A 16,078-nucleotide genomic window follows, 5' to 3' on the forward strand; every position below is an offset into this window, starting at 1 on the left:
CCGCAGCTGGGTGCTCACCGCCGCCTCCTGCTTCTCCGACGACCCGGCGCAGCCGCAGGCCCTGGCGGCCGGCAAGCCGAAGTGGAAGACCACCGCGACCATCGGCCGCACCGACCTGACCACCGGCGCCGGCAAGACCGCCGAGATCGCCGAGCTGGTGCCGCGCGCCGACCGTGACCTGGTGATGGCCCGTCTGGCCACGCCCGTCGACGGCATAGCCCCGCTGCGGGTCGCCACCGCCGCGCCCGCCGCCGGGCAGTCGCTGCGCGTGCCCGGGTACGGGCGCACCAAGGACGAGTGGGCGCCGCTGAAGCTCCACACCGGCGCGTTCACCCTCGACACCGTGAGCGCGACCGGCATCGGCACCACCGGTACCGGCGGTGCGGCGGTCTGCAAGGGCGACACCGGCGCCCCCGTGGTCCGTACGACCAACGGCAAGGCCGAGCTGCTCGCGGTCGCCTCCCGCTCCTGGCAGGGCGGCTGCCTGGGCGTGCCCGCCACCGAGACCCGCACCGGCGCGTTCAGCTCCCGGGTCGACGACATCGCCGGCTGGGTGCAGCAGACCCGCGCCAAGGCCATCGGCTGGAAGACCCAGGCCCTGGTGCGCAGCGACACCAACCTCTACGCCGCGACCCGCCTGTACGACGGTTCGTGGACCCCGTACCAGGACGTCCAGGCCGCGGCCGGGAACATCGGCGGCGTCCGCGCCGTCACCTCGGCCGGCATCGACACCAACACCCACGTCCTGGCCCTGGGCGGCGACGGGCACCTGCACCACGCCATCCGCAGCCTCGACGGCAGCTGGGGCCAGAAGTTCATCGACGTCAACGCCAACGTCGCCGACCTCGGCAACATCACCCAGATCGCCGCCACCCCGGTCGGCGCCGATCTGCACATCGTGGTCGTCGCGAACGGCACCCTGTTCCACACCGCCCGCTACGGCAACGGCCAGTGGAGCGGGTTCAAGGTGGTCACCGACAACACCGGGCCGCTCAACGGCATCACCGCCATCTCCGCCGGCGGAACCGCCTCCGGGGACCTGCACATCGCCGCCGTGTCGGGCGGGAAGGTCTACCACACCCGGCGCAACGTCAGTGGCGACTGGTCCCTCTGGGGATCGGTCTCCGACGTCGCCGGCGCCACCGGGCCGGTGACCTCCGTCGCCGTCACCCGCCAGAACAACGACCTCGACCTCGCCACCGTCGCGAGCGACGGCCAGTACCACACCCTGCGCTACGCCGCCGGCGGCTGGTCGCCGATGACCTCCCTCGTCGACGTCATCGGGAAGGTCACGGGCACCGGCATCAGCGCCGCCACCGTCGACACCGACGCCCAGTTCGCCGTCACCACCAACGACAACAAGGTCATCCTGACCGCCCGCCACCTCGATGGCACCTGGGCCGACCCCGAGTACCTCGACCTCACCTCGATCCCCGGCAACCACACCGGCACCGTGATCACCAGCTCCATCTGATCCACGGCCCGCCGGCGGGCGTCCTGGCGCGGGAGCGGACCACCGTCCCGCACCGGGGCGCCCGCGCGCCGGTGTCCGACGGACCGTCACACCTCGGTCCGCTGAGGGTGGTCGGGCAGTCCGATTTCCGGACAATCCTCCTCGGCCCGTTCACGTGCGGACTTCTTCGAGTACGGTGGCATCCCGGCAGCTCGGCGGCCGAATGCTCCGGCGGCGCCGGCGCGCGGGCGGCGCCGTGACCACTTCCGGGCGCCACCCCGCCGTCGGTGTGCGGCAGTTCGCGTCCGGGACCGGCCGTCTCCGCCGGAGTCCGACAGGGCAGCGCCGCCAGGACGTCGTCCCGGGGCCCGGCGAACCTGCCCAAGGACGGAGCGCGATGACCGACGGACCGGACCTGCCCACGGGTACCCGCCGGGTCCCGTACACCGACCCCGGAACGCCCGACCACCGGAGCCCGCTGCGGTACCTCTGGTGGCTCGTGTCGATGCAGCGCAGGCGGGTGCTGCTCGGCGCGACCTGGGGGAGCCTGTGGATGTGCGCGCTGATGCTGCCGCCGTACCTGATGTCGCGGACGATCGACGACGGGCTGCGCGCGCGGGACACCGGGGCGCTGGTCGGCTGGGTGGCGGTGGTCCTCGCCGTCGGGGCGCTGATCGCGGTCCTCGGCATGCTGCGGCACCGCACGATGACGTTCATCCGGGCCGACGCCGCCTTCCGGACGGTCCAGGCCGTCACCCGCCATGTGAACCGGCTGGGGACGACGCTGCCGCGCCAGGTGTCGGCCGGCGAGCTGACGCACCTGCAGGCCGGTGACACCGGCCGGATCGCCCAGACGCTGACCATCACCGGGCCCGGCGTCGGAGCGGTGCTCGCGTACCTCGCCGCCGCCGTCCTGCTGGTCCGGATCTCCCCCGTCCTGGCCGCGGTGGTCCTGCTCGGCGTCCCGCTGCTGGCCGTGGTCATCGGTCCGCTGATGGGGAGGCTGCACGGCGCCGAGGGCCGCTACCGCGAGGAGCAGGGGGCGCTGACCGCCCTGGCCGGCGACCTGGTGGCCGGGCTCGGGGTGCTGAACGGCATCGGCGGCAAGCCGATGTTCGCCGGGCGCTACCGGCAGCGCTCCCGGGCGCTGGTGCCGCTCGGCTACCGGGTGGCCTCGCTCACCAGCTGGGTGCAGGCGGTGGGCGCCTGCCTGCCCGTCGTCTTCCTGGCCGTGGTGACCTGGCTCGGCGCGCGGATGGCGGCGGCCGGCGACATCACGGTCGGCGAACTGGTCGCCGTCTACGGGTACGTGGCGGCCCTCCTGGCACCCGTCTCGTTCTTCGTCGAGGGCGCCGACGACCTCCCGCGCGGCCTCGTCGCCGCCCGCCGCGTCATCGACATCCTGGCGCTGCGGCCCGAGTCCTCCGGCGAGCGCACCCGCACGGCGCCGCCCGACGGTCCGGCGGAGCTGCACGACCCGGAGTCGGGCCTGCTGCTGCGCCCCGGGCAGGTCACGGCCCTGGTCTCCGCACGGGCCGACGAGGCCCGCGCCGTGGTGGACCGGCTGGCCGGCTACACCCCGTCCGGCGCCACCTGGGGTGGTGTCGAGGTCTCCGCGTGGGAGACGGCCGCGCTGCGCCGGCACGTCCTGGTGTCCGACAACGAGTCCTACGTGTTCGGCGGCACCCTGGGCTCCGCGGTGGCGGTCCACGGCGGGCGCACGGCCGCGGAGATCGGGCGCGCGCTGCACGCGGCGGCGGCCGAGGACCTCGTCGGCCTCCTGCCCGGCGGCCTGGACGCACCGCTCCAGGACCGCGGCCGCAACGTCTCGGGCGGCCAGCTCCAGCGGCTGCGGCTGGCCCGGGCCCTGCTCGCCGACCCCGAGGTGCTGCTGCTCGTCGAGCCCACCTCGGCCCTGGACGCGCTCACCGAGGCCGCCGTCGCCGCCCGGCTCGGCGCCTTCCGCACCGGCCGCACCACCCTGGTCGTCGGCACCTCCCCGCTGGTCCTCGGCCGGGCCGACCGGGTCTGCCACCTCGTGGACGGCAGGGTCCGTGCCACGGGCACCCACGGCGAACTGCTCGCCACCGAGCCCGCCTACGCGGCGCTGGTCCTCCGCGGCGACCCCGACGCCCGCCCGGACCCCGACGCCCGCCCCGACGCCGAAGCCCGCCCCGAGGCCGACGCCACCGCAGAGCCCCGGGAAGGAGCATCCCGATGAGCCACGACCACGACGACCCCCACCGGCTCCCCGTCGCCGACCGGGCGACCGTACGGCGGGCCGTCCGGCGCCTGCTCGTCGACGACGGCCGGGCGATGTGCGGGGTCCTCCTCCTCACCTGCCTCGCCGCCCTGGCCGGGGTCGCCGCGCCGTGGTACCTCGGCCGCATCGTCACCCGGGTCGAGAACGGCGAGCTGACGGTCGGCCAGGTCGACGTGCTGGCGGCGGCAGTGCTCGGCTTCGCCCTCGCCCAGCTGCTGCTGACCCGCTTCGCGCGCTACTTCTCGCACCGGTTCGGGGAGCGCGCCCTGGCCCGGCTGCGGGAGGAGGTCGTCGACCGGACGCTGGCGCTGCCCGGCCGGTACGCGGAGCGGGTGGGCACCGGCGACCTGGTGACCCGCTCCTCCCTCGACGTGGGCACGGTGGCCGCCACCCTGCGCAACGCGGCCCCGGACGTCTTCATCGCCGCGGTCCAGGTGCTGTTCGTCCTCGGCGCCGCGTTCCTGCTCGACCCGCTGATCGGGCTGTGCGCGCTGGTGAGCCTGCCGGTCGTCTGGGCGGTGGGCCGCTGGTACCTGCGCCGGGCCCGGGACGCCTACCTCGCCGAGGGCGCCGCCTACGGCGGTGTCGCCGAAACACTCAACGCGACCGCCCACGGCGCCCGCACCGTCGAGGCGTTCGGGCTCGGCGCCCGCCAGGACCTCGCCGTGGACCGGGCGGTCGACACCGCCTACCGGGCCGGCGTGCGCACCCTGTTCCTGCGCACCGTGCTGTTCCCCGTCACCGAGTTCGCCCACGCGCTGCCCACGGCGCTCGTCCTGCTGGTCGGCGGCCTCGGCTACCTCGACGGCGCGGTGGGCCTGGGCACGGTGGTGGCTGGCAGCCTGTACATGTGGCAGCTGGTCGACCCGCTCGACCGCGCCCTCAACTGGATGGAGCAACTGCAGCGCAGCGGCGCCTCGTTCGCCCGCATCAAGGGCGTCGGCCTGGTGTCGGAGGATCCTCCGGTGCTCGACCGGCGGCCGTCCGACGACCGGATCGAGGTCCGCGGCGTCCGGTACGCCTACCCGGGCTCGCCGGACGTGCTCAAGGGCATCGACCTGGTGGTCCGCCCGGGCGAGCGGCTCGCGGTCGTCGGCCCGTCCGGCGCGGGGAAGTCCACCCTCGGCAGGCTGCTGTCCGGGGTCGACGCCCCGGACGCGGGACACGTCCGGGTCGGCGGCGTGCCGGTCGCCGACCTGGCGGCGGCGGGCGGCCTGGGCGACCGCATCGTCCTCATCACCCAGCAGCACCACGTGTTCATGGGCACCCTCCGGGACAACATGACCATGGCGGCCCCGGACGCCGGTGACGAGGAGATCCTCGCCGCGCTCGCCCTGGTCGAGGCCGGCTGGGTGCACGACCTGCCGGGCCGGCTGGACTGCGCGCTCGGGGCCGGCGGGGTCGAACTCGACGCGGCGCAGGCCCAGCAGCTCACCCTCGCCCGGGTCCACCTGGCCGACCCCCACACCCTGATCCTCGACGAGGCGACCTCCCTGCTGGACCCGACCACGGCGCGGCAGGCCGAGCGGGCGATGGCCGCCGTGCGCTCGGACCGGACGGTCGTCTCCATCGCCCACCGGCTGCAGACCGCCCACGACGCGGACCGCGTCGCCGTCATGGAGTCCGGCCGCATCGTCGAGCTGGGCACCCATGACGAACTGGTCGCCGCCGGCGGGTCCTACGCGGCGCTGTGGCGGTCGTGGAACGGCGAGGGCTGAACTCCCTCCGGCGGTAACAGGAGGACGGTTCACGGGGGTTCCGCCGGACCGGCCCGCGTGGCACCCTGGAGGATCCGGCGGCCGGGCCCGCTGAGCAGCAGCGGGCCCCGCCTCAGGCCCCGCTGAGCAGCCATCAACCGATCGGTTGATGCCGGGCATCCACCGCCGCCCGCCCCAGGTCTGGCCGTCCAGTCGATCCGGCGGACCGGGGCCGACTGCCAGGCTGATGCCATGGCAATCATCGAGGTGGACAGCCTCGTCAAGCGCTACGGCGACAACTCCGTGCTGAACGGGGTCAGCTTCGCCGTCGAGCAGGGCGAGATCTTCGGCATCCTGGGGCCCAACGGGGCCGGCAAGACCACGACCGTCGAGTGCATCGAGGGGCTGCGCACCCCGGACGGCGGCACCATCAGCGTCTGCGGCATCGACCCGCAGCGCGACACCGGCGAGCTGCGGCAGCTGCTCGGCGCGCAGCTGCAGGAGAGCGAGCTGCCCGACAAGCTCAAGGTCGGCGAGGCGCTGGAGCTGTACAGCTCCTTCTACCGCCAGCCGGCCGACTGGCGCGAGCTGGCCGAGATCCTGAACCTCACCGGCAAGCTCGGCACCCAGTTCCGGCGGCTGTCCGGCGGGCAGAAGCAGCGGCTGTCGATCGCGCTCGCGCTGCTCGGCACCCCGAAGGTGGCGGTGCTCGACGAGCTCACCACCGGCCTCGACCCGCAGGCGCGCCGCGACGTGTGGGGCCTGATCGAGCGCATCCGCGACCGGGGCGTGACGATCCTGCTGGTCACGCACTTCATGGAGGAGGCGGAGCGGCTCTGCGACCGGCTCGCCGTGATCGACACCGGGCGGGTCATCGCGATCGACACCCCGGGCGGCCTGGTGTCGCGGGTCGACAAGGGCCAGCGGATCCGGTTCCGGCCGTCCGGGCCGCTGGACGAGACCCGGCTGACCGCCCTGGACGAGGTCACCTCCGTCGAATGGGCCGGCCCGCAGATCGTCGTGACCGGCAGGGGGGACCTGCTGCTCGCGGTGACCACCCTGCTCGCCGGCCAGCGGATCACCGCACTCGACCTGCGGGTCGAGCAGAACTCGCTGGAGGACGCGTTCGTCGCGCTCACCGGCCGCCCCGTCGAATCCTGAGGAGTCCCACCGTGTCCCCCCTGCTCCGGCTCACCGCCACCGAGACCAAGCTGTTCCTCCGCGAGCCGATCGTCGTGTTCTTCGCGCTCGCGTTCGCCCCGATCCTGCTCGTCGTGCTCGGCCTGATCCCCTCGATGCGGGCGAACAGCCCCGAGCTCGGCAACGTGCGGCCGATCACCCTGTACCTGCCGATCGTCGTGTCGATGGGCATCGCCCTGTTCGCGCTCAGCGGCCTGTCCCAACTGTTCGCCTCGTACCGGGAGAAGGGTGTGCTGCGGCGCATGCGGACCACCCCGGTCAAGCCGGGTGTGATGCTCGGCGCGCAGCTGCTGATGGCCACCGTGCTGTCCGTGGTGACGATGCTGGTCATGCTGACCATCGGCAAGCTGGCGTTCGACGTCGACCTGCCCCGCAAGCTCCCCGCCTACCTGCTCAGCTACCTGCTGGTGGCGCTGGCGATGTTCGCGGTCGGCCTGCTCGTCGCCGCGCTCGCGCCGACCGGCCGGAGCGCCAGCGCGATGGGTTCGCTGGTCTTCTTCCCGCTGGTGTTCTTCGCCGGCCTGTGGCTGCCGCGCGCCAAGATGAACGATGTCCTGCTGACCATCAGCGACTTGACTCCGCTCGGCGCCGGCGTGCAATCATTGCAGGACACCACCGCCGGGCACTGGCCGCAGCTGATCCACCTCGCCGCCATGCTGGGGTGGACGATCGTGGCCGGCGGACTGGCCGCGCGATACTTCCGCTGGGAGTAGAGGGTTGAGCATCGAGGCCGAGCTGCGCGCCGAGTTCGATCACTGGGAGCGTACGGAGACCGCGGCCTTCAAGGCGCTCCCGTACGTCCTCCTGGCGATCAGCACCGTGATCACGCTGCTGCAGCTGGTCTGGCGGGTGCCGATGCACTTCACGCTGGTGCTCGGGCTCTCCGCCGCCGCCGCGCTCTGGATGCTCTGCTTCCGCACGCTGCGCCCGGAACGGCGGCAGAACCGCCGGCTGATGGGCGTGTACTACACCGGGCTGATGCTGCTGGCCGCCGCCCTGGTGGGCGTCGCGCCCTGGTACGGGCTCTTCACCTTCGTCGGCTACCCCCAGGCCTTCAAGTACCTGCGGGGTCGCCGGCGGTACGTCGGCGCCGCCGTCACCGCGATGATCTCGGCGGCGGCGTTCATGGGGGGCGTGGCCGGCATCAACGACGCCCACATGTGGTGGGCGTGGCTGGCCGTCGGCCTGATCTCCGCGGTGCTGGCCGGGGCGCTGTTCTACTTCGTCGAGATGGCCGACCACCGCAACGACAAGCAGAAGCAGGCCCTCGTCGAACTGCACGAGGCCAACGCCAAGCTGGAGGCCGCGCTGGCGGAGAACGCCGCCCTCCACGCCCGGCTGATGGTCCAGGCCCGCGAGGCGGGCGTCCTGGACGAACGCCAGCGGATGGCGCGGGAGATCCACGACACCCTGGCCCAGGGGCTGGCCGGCATACTGACCCAGCTCCAGGCCGCCGAGCAGACCCTGGACGAGCCCCCGACGCTGCGCCAGCACCTGGCGAACGCGACGAACCTGGCCCGCGAGAGCCTCGTCGAGGCCCGCCGGACGGTCCACGCGGTGGAGCCGGCGGTGCTCGCCGAGGCCCGGCTCCCGGACGCGATCGGCGACGTGGCCCGGCGCTGGTCGGAGATCAACCACATCGACGCGGTGCTGACCACCACCGGCGACGCCCGGCCGATGCACACCGAGGTCGAGGTGACGCTGCTGCGCACCGCGCAGGAGGCGCTGGCCAACGTGGCCAAGCACGCGCGGGCCGGCCGGGTCGGCCTGACCCTGTCGTACATGGAGGACCTGGTCACCCTCGACGTGCGGGACGACGGCGTGGGCTTCGATCCGAGCGCCAAGCGGGTCAACGGGTCCGCCAGCGGCGGGTTCGGGCTCCTCGGCATGCGCCAGCGGGTGCAGCGGCTCGCCGGGCGGCTGGCCATCGAGTCGGAACCGGGGGGCGGGACGGCGATCTCGGCGGCCGTCCCCGCCATCCCCGCGGGAGGTGCGGAATGATCACCCTGCTGATCGTCGACGATCATCCGGTGGTGCGGGACGGGCTGCGGGGCATGTTCCGGGCCGATCCCCGCTTCGAGGTGCTCGGCGAGGCCGGTGACGGCGCGGAGGCCATCGCCGCCGCGGAGGAGCTGCGGCCCGACGTGGTCCTGATGGACCTGCGGATGCCGAGGACCGACGGGGTCACCGCCATCAAGGAGCTGACCAAGCGCGGCGTGCCCTCGCGGGTGCTGGTGCTCACCACGTACGACACGGACAGCGACGTGGTGCCCGCCATCGAGGCCGGCGCCACCGGCTACCTGCTGAAGGACGCGCCGCGGGAGGAGCTGTTCCGCGCGGTGGAGGCGGCCGCGCAGGGGCAGGCGGTGCTCTCCCCCTCGATCGCGACCCGGCTCATGGGCCAGGTCCGACGGCCGGCGCCCGCGCCGCTGTCGGCGCGCGAGTTGGAGATCCTCGAACTGGTCGCCCAGGGGACGACGAACCGCGAGGCCGCGCGGAAGCTCTTCATCAGCGAGGCGACGGTCAAGACCCACCTCCTGCACATGTACGCCAAGCTCGGGGTCAGCGACCGGGCGGCGGCGGTGGCCGCCGGGTTCTCGCACGGCTACCTGACGCCCTGACGACCTGACCGGCGCTCCCACCGGAGTGCTCCGCGGGTGCCGCCCGGACGGTTCGACCCGTCCGGGCGGCACCCGCGCCCGTGTCACCGTCCGCCGGAGGACGCGCGCGGCGCGTCGACGGCCTCGGCCAGGTGGCCGTCCAGCAGGCCGATGACCCGCGGCATCTCCTCGGTGAGGAAGAAGTGCCCGCCGGGGAAGACCTGGAGGTCGAACCCGCCGGTGGTGTGGGCCCGCCAGTCCTCCGCCTCGGCGACCGAGGTCTTGGGGTCGCGGTCGCCCGTCAGGGAGGTGATCGGGCAGCTGACGACGGCGTCCGCGCCGGCCCGGTAGGTCTCGATGGCGCGGTAGTCGGCGCGCAGCGCCGGCATCGCGGCCGCCATCAGGTCCGGGTCGTCGAGGACGACGGACGAGGACCCGTCCAGGCGGCGGATCTCGTCGGTGATCGCGTCGTCGCCGAGCAGGTGCACCCCCTCGGCCGGGCCCAGCCCGATCGCCGGGCCGCGCCGGCCGGAGACGACCAGGCGGGCGGCGGGCCGGCCGGCGGCCTCGCAGCGGCGGGCCACCTGGAAGGCGACGACGGCGCCCATGCTGTGGCCGAACAGCACCAGGGGCAGCTCGGGCTGCCGGGCCAGCACCTCGTGGATCCGGTCGGCCAGGACGTTCAGGTCGGCGATCGGCTCCTCCCGGCGGCGGTCCTGACGGCCCGGGTACTGGACGGCCAGGACCTCGACGCGGTCGGCGGCGGCCAGCGCGTACGGCACCGGGCGGTAGAACGGGGCGGTGCCCCCCGCGTGCGGGAAGCACACCAGGCGGGCGGCGGGCGCCTCCGTCTTCCGGTAGCAGCGCAGCCAGAGGTCGTCGTCGGCGGTGGGGTCGGGTCGGGCGGACATGGTTCTCCGTTCAGTGATCACGGTCGGGGCCGAGCTCGGCCTCGATGAGGGCGAGGAGTTCGTCGTCGGTGGTGTCGGACAGCGCGTCCGCGCCGGTCCCCCGGCCGGGCCCGGCAGCGGACCCGCCGCCGGTCCGGCCGACCAGCGACTCCAGCCGGGCCAGCGCCCGCGCCCGGGCCGCCGGGTCCTCGGCGGCGGCGAGCAGTGCTTCGAGGGCGTCGAGCGCGGCGGGCAGCGGATCGGGGTTCAGGGCGGTGTGCAGGTGGGACGCCAGGACGGCGGGTGACGGGTGGTCGTACACCAGGCCCGGCGGGAGCGCGAGGCCGGTGGCGGACGCGAGGCGGTTGCGCAGCTCGACGGCCAGGACGGAACCGAGGCCCTGGGACTTGAAGGTGCGGGTCGGGTGCACGCCCCCGGCACCGTCGTGGCCGAGGACGGCCGCGGCGTGGGCGCGGACCAGGTCCAGTACGGCGCGTTCGGTGCCCAGGGCCGCGGGGGTCACGGCGGCCGGGGCCGGAGCGCCGGTGTCCGGGTCGGGACGTGCCGGGGCCTGCTGCCCGGCGGCCAGCCAGTGGCGGGTGCGCTGGAAGGCGTACGTCGGCAGGTCCACGGTGCGGCCGGCCGCCGGCAGCACCGTGTCCCAGTCGACGGGCACCCCCCGGACGTGGGCCTCGGCCAGCGAGGCCAGCAGGCGGTCCGGGCCGCCGTCCTCGCGCCGCAGGGTGCCGACGGCCGCCTCGGCGGCGATGCCGCCGACCAGCAGCGGGTGCGGGGACACCTCGACGAAGGCGCCGTGGCCGGCGGCGGTGAGCACCCCGACGGCCCGGTCGAACTCGACGGTCTCGCGCAGGCTCGCGTACCAGTACTCCGGGCCCGCCTCGGGGCCGGCCAGCCACTCCCCGGTCAGCGCGGAGACCATCGGGACCAGGGCCGGGCCCGGCTCGATCCCCTTCAGGACGGCGAGCACCTCCTCGCGCAGCTCGTCCACGTGGGCGCTGTGCGAGGCGTAGTCGACGGGGATCAGCCGGGTGCGCACCGCCTCACCGTACGCGTCCGCCAACTCCCGCAGGGCGTCGGGCTCACCGGAGACCACCGTCGCCGAGGGGCCGTTGACGGCCGCGACCGACAGCCGCTCCCCGAACGGCGCGATCCGCTCCCGGACGGCGTCCACCGCGTCGGCGACGGAGAGCATCCCGCCGCGCCCGGCCAGCGCCGTCAGCGCCCGGCTGCGCAGGGCCACCACCTGGGCGGCGTCGTCGAGGGAGAGGATTCCCGCGACGGCGGCCGCCGCGATCTCGCCCTGGGAGTGGCCCACCACCGCGTCGGGAGCGACACCGGCCGCCTGCCACACGGCGGCCAGCGAGACCATCACCGCCCAGAGCGCCGGCTGCACGACGTCGGCGGCCTCGAAACCGTGAAGGCCCGCCAGCACATCGTCCAACTGCCAGTCCACGTACGGCGCGAGGGCCTCGGCGCACTCCGCCAGCCGCGCCGCGAACACCGGCGAGGCCTCCGCCAGCTCACGGCCCATCCCCACCCACTGGCCGCCCTGGCCGGGGAAGACGAACACCGTCCGCCCGGGGCCCTCGGGGCCGACCGCTCCGGTGACGACGGCGGCGGAGGGGCGGCCGGCCGCGAGGTCCGCCAGGGCGTCCAGCGGCCGCGGGCCGAGCAGGACGGCGCGGTGGTCGAGCGCCGCCCGCGTCGTGGCGAGGGACCGGGCGACCTCCCCGGCCGACGCCTCCGGCCGGGCCGCCAGGTGCTCCCGCAACCGCTCGGCCTGCGCGGCCAGCGCGGCGGGCGTCCGGGCGGAGAGCAGCCAGACGGGGTCGGCGCCCTCCCTCACGGGCGCCACGGGCGCGGCGGTTGTGGCGGGGGCCGGTTCGGCGGGGGCGGCCTCCAGGACGACATGGGCGTTGGTGCCGCCGATGCCGAAGCCCGACACGCCCGCGCGGGGCGGGTGCGCGGTCTCCGGCCACGGGGTCGGCTCCGTCAGCAGCCGCACCGCGCCGTCCCCCCAGTCGACGGCCGGCGTGGGCTCGGTGATGTGCAGCGACTCGGGGAGCGTGCGGTGCCGCAGGGCGAGGACCGTCTTGATGACACCCGCGACGCCCGCCGCAGCAAGGGTGTGGCCGAGGTTGGACTTCACCGAGCCGACCAGCAGCGGGCGCCCGTGCGCCCGGTCCGCGCCGTAGGCGGCGAGCAGGGCCCCCGCCTCGACCCGGTCGCCCAGCCGGGTGCCGGTGCCGTGCGCCTCGACGGCGTCGATCTCCGCGGGGGCCAGCTCCGCGTCGGCGAGCGCGGCGTGGATGACCGCGCGCTGGGCCTCGCCGTTCGGGGCCGTCAGGCTGTGGCTGGCGCCGTCGGAGTTGACGGCCGAGCCGCGGACCACCGCCAGCACCCGGTGGCCCAGGCGCCGCGCCCGCTCCAGCCGTTCCAGCACGAGCACGCCGGCCCCCTCGGACCAGGCCACGCCGTCCGCGTCCGCGGAGAAGGGCTTGCAGCGGGCGTCCGGGGCCAGACCGCCCAGCGCGCTGAACGCGACGTGGTAGCCGGGCGTCGTCATCACCGTCACCCCGCCGGCCAGCGCGAGTTCGCACTCACCGCCGCGCAGCCCCTCGACGGCGAGGTGCAGCGCCACCAGCGAGCTGGAGGCCGAGGTGTCGACGGTGAGGACGGGGCCGTTGAGGCCGAGGGTGTGGGCCAGCCGCCCGCTGATGACGCTCGGGGCGGTGCCGGTGAACAGCACGCCGGCGAGGTCGGCGGGCGCCTCGTGCAGCGGGGGCCCGTACGGCCGGGCCTCGGCGCCGAGGAACACCCCGGTGCGGGAGCCCCGCAGGGTGGTCGGGTCGATGCGGGCGTGCTCCAGGGCCTCCCAGCCCACCTCCAGGGCGAGCCGCTGCTGCGGGTCCATGGCGTCGGCCTCGCGCGGGGAGAGGTCGAAGAACGCGGCGTCGAAGCGGGTCGCACTGTCGAGGAACCCGCCGCGGTCGGTGGCGCAGCGCCCGTCGCGGCGCAGCGCGTCGAGGTCCCAGCCGCGGTCGGTGGGGAACGGGCCCGCGACGGTGCGGCGGGCGACGAGGGCCTGCCACAGGTCCTCGGGCGAGTCGATGCCGCCGGGGTAGCGGCAGGCCATGCCGATGACGGCCAGGGGCTCGGCGGTCATGCGCCGGCTCCGCCCGTGGAACCCGCGGAACCCGTGGAGGCCACGGGGCCGAGGGCGGGGGCCTCGACGCGCACGGTGGTGGGGGCCGGGCGGCGGTCCGCCACCAGGTGCCGGAACTCGATGCCCGCACGCCCGGAGCCGGCCGCCCCGGCGTCGGCCTCGGCATCGGCATCGGCATCGGCAGAGCGCAGTTCGGCGAGGCAGTCGCACGCCGCGTCGGTGAAGCCGGCGAACCGGTAGGCGATCTCCATCATCCGGTTGCGGTCGGTGCGGCGGAAGTCGGCGGCCAGGTGGACCCCGGCCGCCGCCGCCTCGCCGATCAGCCAGTCCAGCAGGACGGCGCCCGCGCCGAAGGACACCACCCGGCAGGAGGTGGCCAGCAGCTTCAGGTGCCAGACCCGCTCGTGGTAGCCGACGAGCAGCACGCCGACGGCGCCGTGCGGGCCGAAGCGGTCGGTGAGGGAGACGGTGAGGACCTCGTGCTCCGGATCGGCGATCAGGGCCCGCAGGTCGGCGTCGGAGTAGTAGACGCCGGTGGCGTTCATCTGGCTGGTGCGGAGGGTGAGTTCCTCGACCCGGGAGAGGTCGGCGTCGTCGGCCCGCTTGATCTCCATGACCAGGTCCAGCGAGCGGAGGAAGGCCTCGTCGGGGCCGGTGAACTCCTCGCGCTCGGCGGTCCGGCGGAAGCCCGCCTGGTACATGCTGCGGCGGCGGGCGGCGTCGACGGTGACGACGGCCGGGCTGAACTCGGGGAGGCCGGTCAGCTCCGCGGCCAGCGCCGCGTCGAAGCAGCGGACCTCGGGGTGGTGGTGGGCGACCTCGGCGCGCTCGGCCGGCTGGTCGTCGATGAAGGCGACCGTCTTCAGGGCGAAGTTCAGCCCGTCCGCGATCTCCTTGACCGACCGGGACTTGGGGTGCCAGCCGATCCGCGGCAGGACGAAGTACTCGGCGACGCCGAGGGCCTCCAGCTGCTGCCAGGCGTGGTCGTGGTCGTTCTTGCTGGCCACGGCCTGGAGGATGCCCCGGGCGTCGAGTTCGACGATGGTGCGGCGGATCTCCTCGGGCAGCACCACCTCGTGGTCCTCCAGGAGGGTGCCCCGCCACAGGGTGTTGTCCAGGTCCCAGACCAGGCACTTGACGAGGGTGGGTGCGTCGGACACGGGGCGCTCCTTCGATTTCCGTTCGTTGCCGTGTTCGTGGTGCGTGTGGTGCGTGTGGTGCGTGTCGTGCGTGTCGTGCGTGTCGTGCTGACGGTGCGTCGTGCCCGTGCGGGGCGGCGGGCGGCTCAGAGCCGGTCGAGGGCGTGCCGGGCGAGGATCAACTGCGAGATCTCGGTGCTGCCTTCGATCAGTTCCATCGCCTTGGCGTCCCGGTAGGCCCGGGCCACCACGTGGCCGTCGGTGAAGCCCCGCGAGGCGAGCACCTGGACGGCCGTCGCGGCGCCGCGGGTCGCGTGGGTGGCGGCGACCTGCTTGGCCAGCACCGCCGTCACCGCCGCGTCCGGGGCGGTGCGGTCCCACTGCTCGGCGGCGTGCCGGCAGACCTGGGTGGCGATCCGCTCCGAGGTGTAGAGCTCGGCGATGTGCCGGGCCACCAGCTGGTGCTCGCCGATCGGGCCGCCGCCCTGCTCGCGGGTGCGGGCGTCCCCGACGGCGGCCGTGAGGCAGGCGCGCAGGATGCCGACGCAGCCCCAGGCCACCGACATCCGGCCGTAGGACAGGCCGACCGTGAACAGCAGCGCGAGCGGCTGGCGCCCGCCGCCGAGCACGGCGTCGGCCGGGATCCGGACGTCGTCGAGCACGATGCGGCAGTGCGTGGCGGCGCGGCAGCCGAGCGGGGCCGCGACGGGCTCGATGCGGACGCCGGGCGCGTCCGTCGGCACCATCGCGGCGGCGCCGTCCGGACCGTCGCCGTAGCGGCCGACGACCATGACGAGGTCGGCGTAGGCGGCCCCGGTGATCCACATCTTCTCGCCGGAGACGATCAGGTCGCCGCTGCCGTCCTCGGCCGGACGGATGCGGGTGGTCATGCCGCTGAGGTCGGAGCCCGCGCCCGGCTCGCTGAAGCCCACGCAGGCGAGCCGGCCGCTCGTCAGCTGCCCGAGGTAGCGCCGGCGCTGCTCGCGGTCGCCGAAGCGGCGGACGACCGCCGCGGCGATCCCCTGGACCGTCATCACGCTGCGCAGCGAGCTGCACAGGGCGCCGACGTGGGCGGTGAGTTCGCCGTTCTCCTGGCCGGTGCGGCCGGGCCCGCCGAAGCGGGCCGGCACCTCGGCGCACAGCACGCCCATCGCGCCGAGCTCGCGCAGCAGCTCGACGGGGATCCGGCCGGCCGCGTCCCAGGCGGCCGGCCCGTCGCCGACCAGGGCGTCGATCGCGGCGGTGTCGAATCCCGTCCCGCCCGTACCCGTGGCGGCCGTACCCGTCACGCCCGTACCCGTGGCGCCCGCACCGGCCGTACCCGTGGCCCCGCCGCTCATGCGGCCCCGGTCTCGCGCAGGCGCAGCACCATGGCCGCCATGGCGCGGATGCTGCGGAAGTTGTCCCGGTTCAGCTCGGCGCCGACGATCTCGATGTCGTACTCGTCCTCCAGGAACACCACCAGTTCCATGGCGAACATCGAGGAGATCGCGCCGGTGGCGAAGAGGTCCTGCTCGACCTCGGGTTCGGCGCCGGTGTGTCCGACGAGGAAGGCGCTCAGCGCCTGCTCGACGGCGGTCGTCCCGGCAGCGGCGTTCGCGGTGGTCATGTGTCCGTACCTTTCGTTGTTCGGTGCTGGCCGTTCGGGG

At 74.8% G+C, this 16,078-nt stretch carries 12 protein-coding genes; 7 read left to right on the top strand and 5 right to left on the bottom strand.

From position 1 onward, the window contains the following. From ACWDD9_RS33965 to ACWDD9_RS33995, 7 genes are all read left to right on the top strand, one after another. Positions 1–1,474: trypsin-like serine protease (locus ACWDD9_RS33965; protein WP_449813738.1), on the top strand; the 1,474-nt coding region annotated here is incomplete at its 5' end. A gap of 376 nt (positions 1,475–1,850) precedes the next feature. Continuing rightward, complete coding sequence (locus tag ACWDD9_RS33970; RefSeq protein ID WP_449813739.1) at positions 1,851–3,674, top strand: ABC transporter transmembrane domain-containing protein; 1,824 nt, start codon at positions 1,851–1,853, stop codon at positions 3,672–3,674. Continuing rightward, entirely contained in the window at positions 3,671–5,434 is a 1,764-nt protein-coding gene (locus ACWDD9_RS33975) for an ABC transporter ATP-binding protein (RefSeq protein WP_449813741.1), read from the top strand. Before ACWDD9_RS33970 ends, ACWDD9_RS33975 begins: the two co-directional genes overlap by 4 nt. Positions 5,435–5,665: 231 nt before the next feature. Beyond that, positions 5,666–6,574, top strand: a complete 909-nt coding sequence (locus ACWDD9_RS33980; RefSeq protein WP_049652929.1) for an ABC transporter ATP-binding protein — start codon at positions 5,666–5,668, stop codon at positions 6,572–6,574. 11 nt (positions 6,575–6,585) lie between these two features. Beyond that, entirely contained in the window at positions 6,586–7,326 is a 741-nt protein-coding gene (locus tag ACWDD9_RS33985) for an ABC transporter permease (RefSeq protein ID WP_049652927.1), read from the top strand. Between the two features lie 4 nt (positions 7,327–7,330). Continuing rightward, positions 7,331–8,614, top strand: coding sequence for a sensor histidine kinase (locus tag ACWDD9_RS33990; protein ID WP_117490458.1), 1,284 nt, complete (start codon positions 7,331–7,333; stop codon positions 8,612–8,614). Continuing rightward, entirely contained in the window at positions 8,611–9,234 is a 624-nt protein-coding gene (locus tag ACWDD9_RS33995) for a response regulator (RefSeq protein WP_049652923.1), read from the top strand. The genes ACWDD9_RS33990 and ACWDD9_RS33995 overlap by 4 nt, the downstream gene beginning before the upstream one ends. An 83-nt stretch (positions 9,235–9,317) precedes the next feature. On the opposite strand, the gene ACWDD9_RS34000 is transcribed toward ACWDD9_RS33995, so the two are convergent. From ACWDD9_RS34000 to ACWDD9_RS34020, 5 genes are all read right to left on the bottom strand, one after another. Then, a complete protein-coding gene (locus ACWDD9_RS34000) occupies positions 9,318–10,124 on the bottom strand; it encodes a thioesterase II family protein (RefSeq protein WP_449813742.1) in 807 nt (268 codons plus the stop codon). Between the two features lie 10 nt (positions 10,125–10,134). Continuing rightward, positions 10,135–13,275, bottom strand: coding sequence for a type I polyketide synthase (locus ACWDD9_RS34005; protein ID WP_449813751.1), 3,141 nt, complete (start codon positions 13,273–13,275; stop codon positions 10,135–10,137). Between the two features lie 11 nt (positions 13,276–13,286). Then, positions 13,287–14,450: an HAD-IIIC family phosphatase gene (locus ACWDD9_RS34010; protein ID WP_449813743.1), complete on the bottom strand. Its 1,164-nt coding sequence runs from the start codon at positions 14,448–14,450 to the stop codon at positions 13,287–13,289. A 125-nt stretch (positions 14,451–14,575) separates the two neighbouring features. Beyond that, positions 14,576–15,769, bottom strand: coding sequence for an acyl-CoA dehydrogenase family protein (locus tag ACWDD9_RS34015; protein ID WP_449813744.1), 1,194 nt, complete (start codon positions 15,767–15,769; stop codon positions 14,576–14,578). Next, complete coding sequence (locus ACWDD9_RS34020; RefSeq protein WP_387966993.1) at positions 15,766–16,038, bottom strand: acyl carrier protein; 273 nt, start codon at positions 16,036–16,038, stop codon at positions 15,766–15,768. Before ACWDD9_RS34020 ends, ACWDD9_RS34015 begins: the two co-directional genes overlap by 4 nt. Positions 16,039–16,078: the final 40 nt, after the last annotated feature.

The sequence above is a fragment of the Kitasatospora sp. NPDC001119 genome (assembly GCF_053598475.1).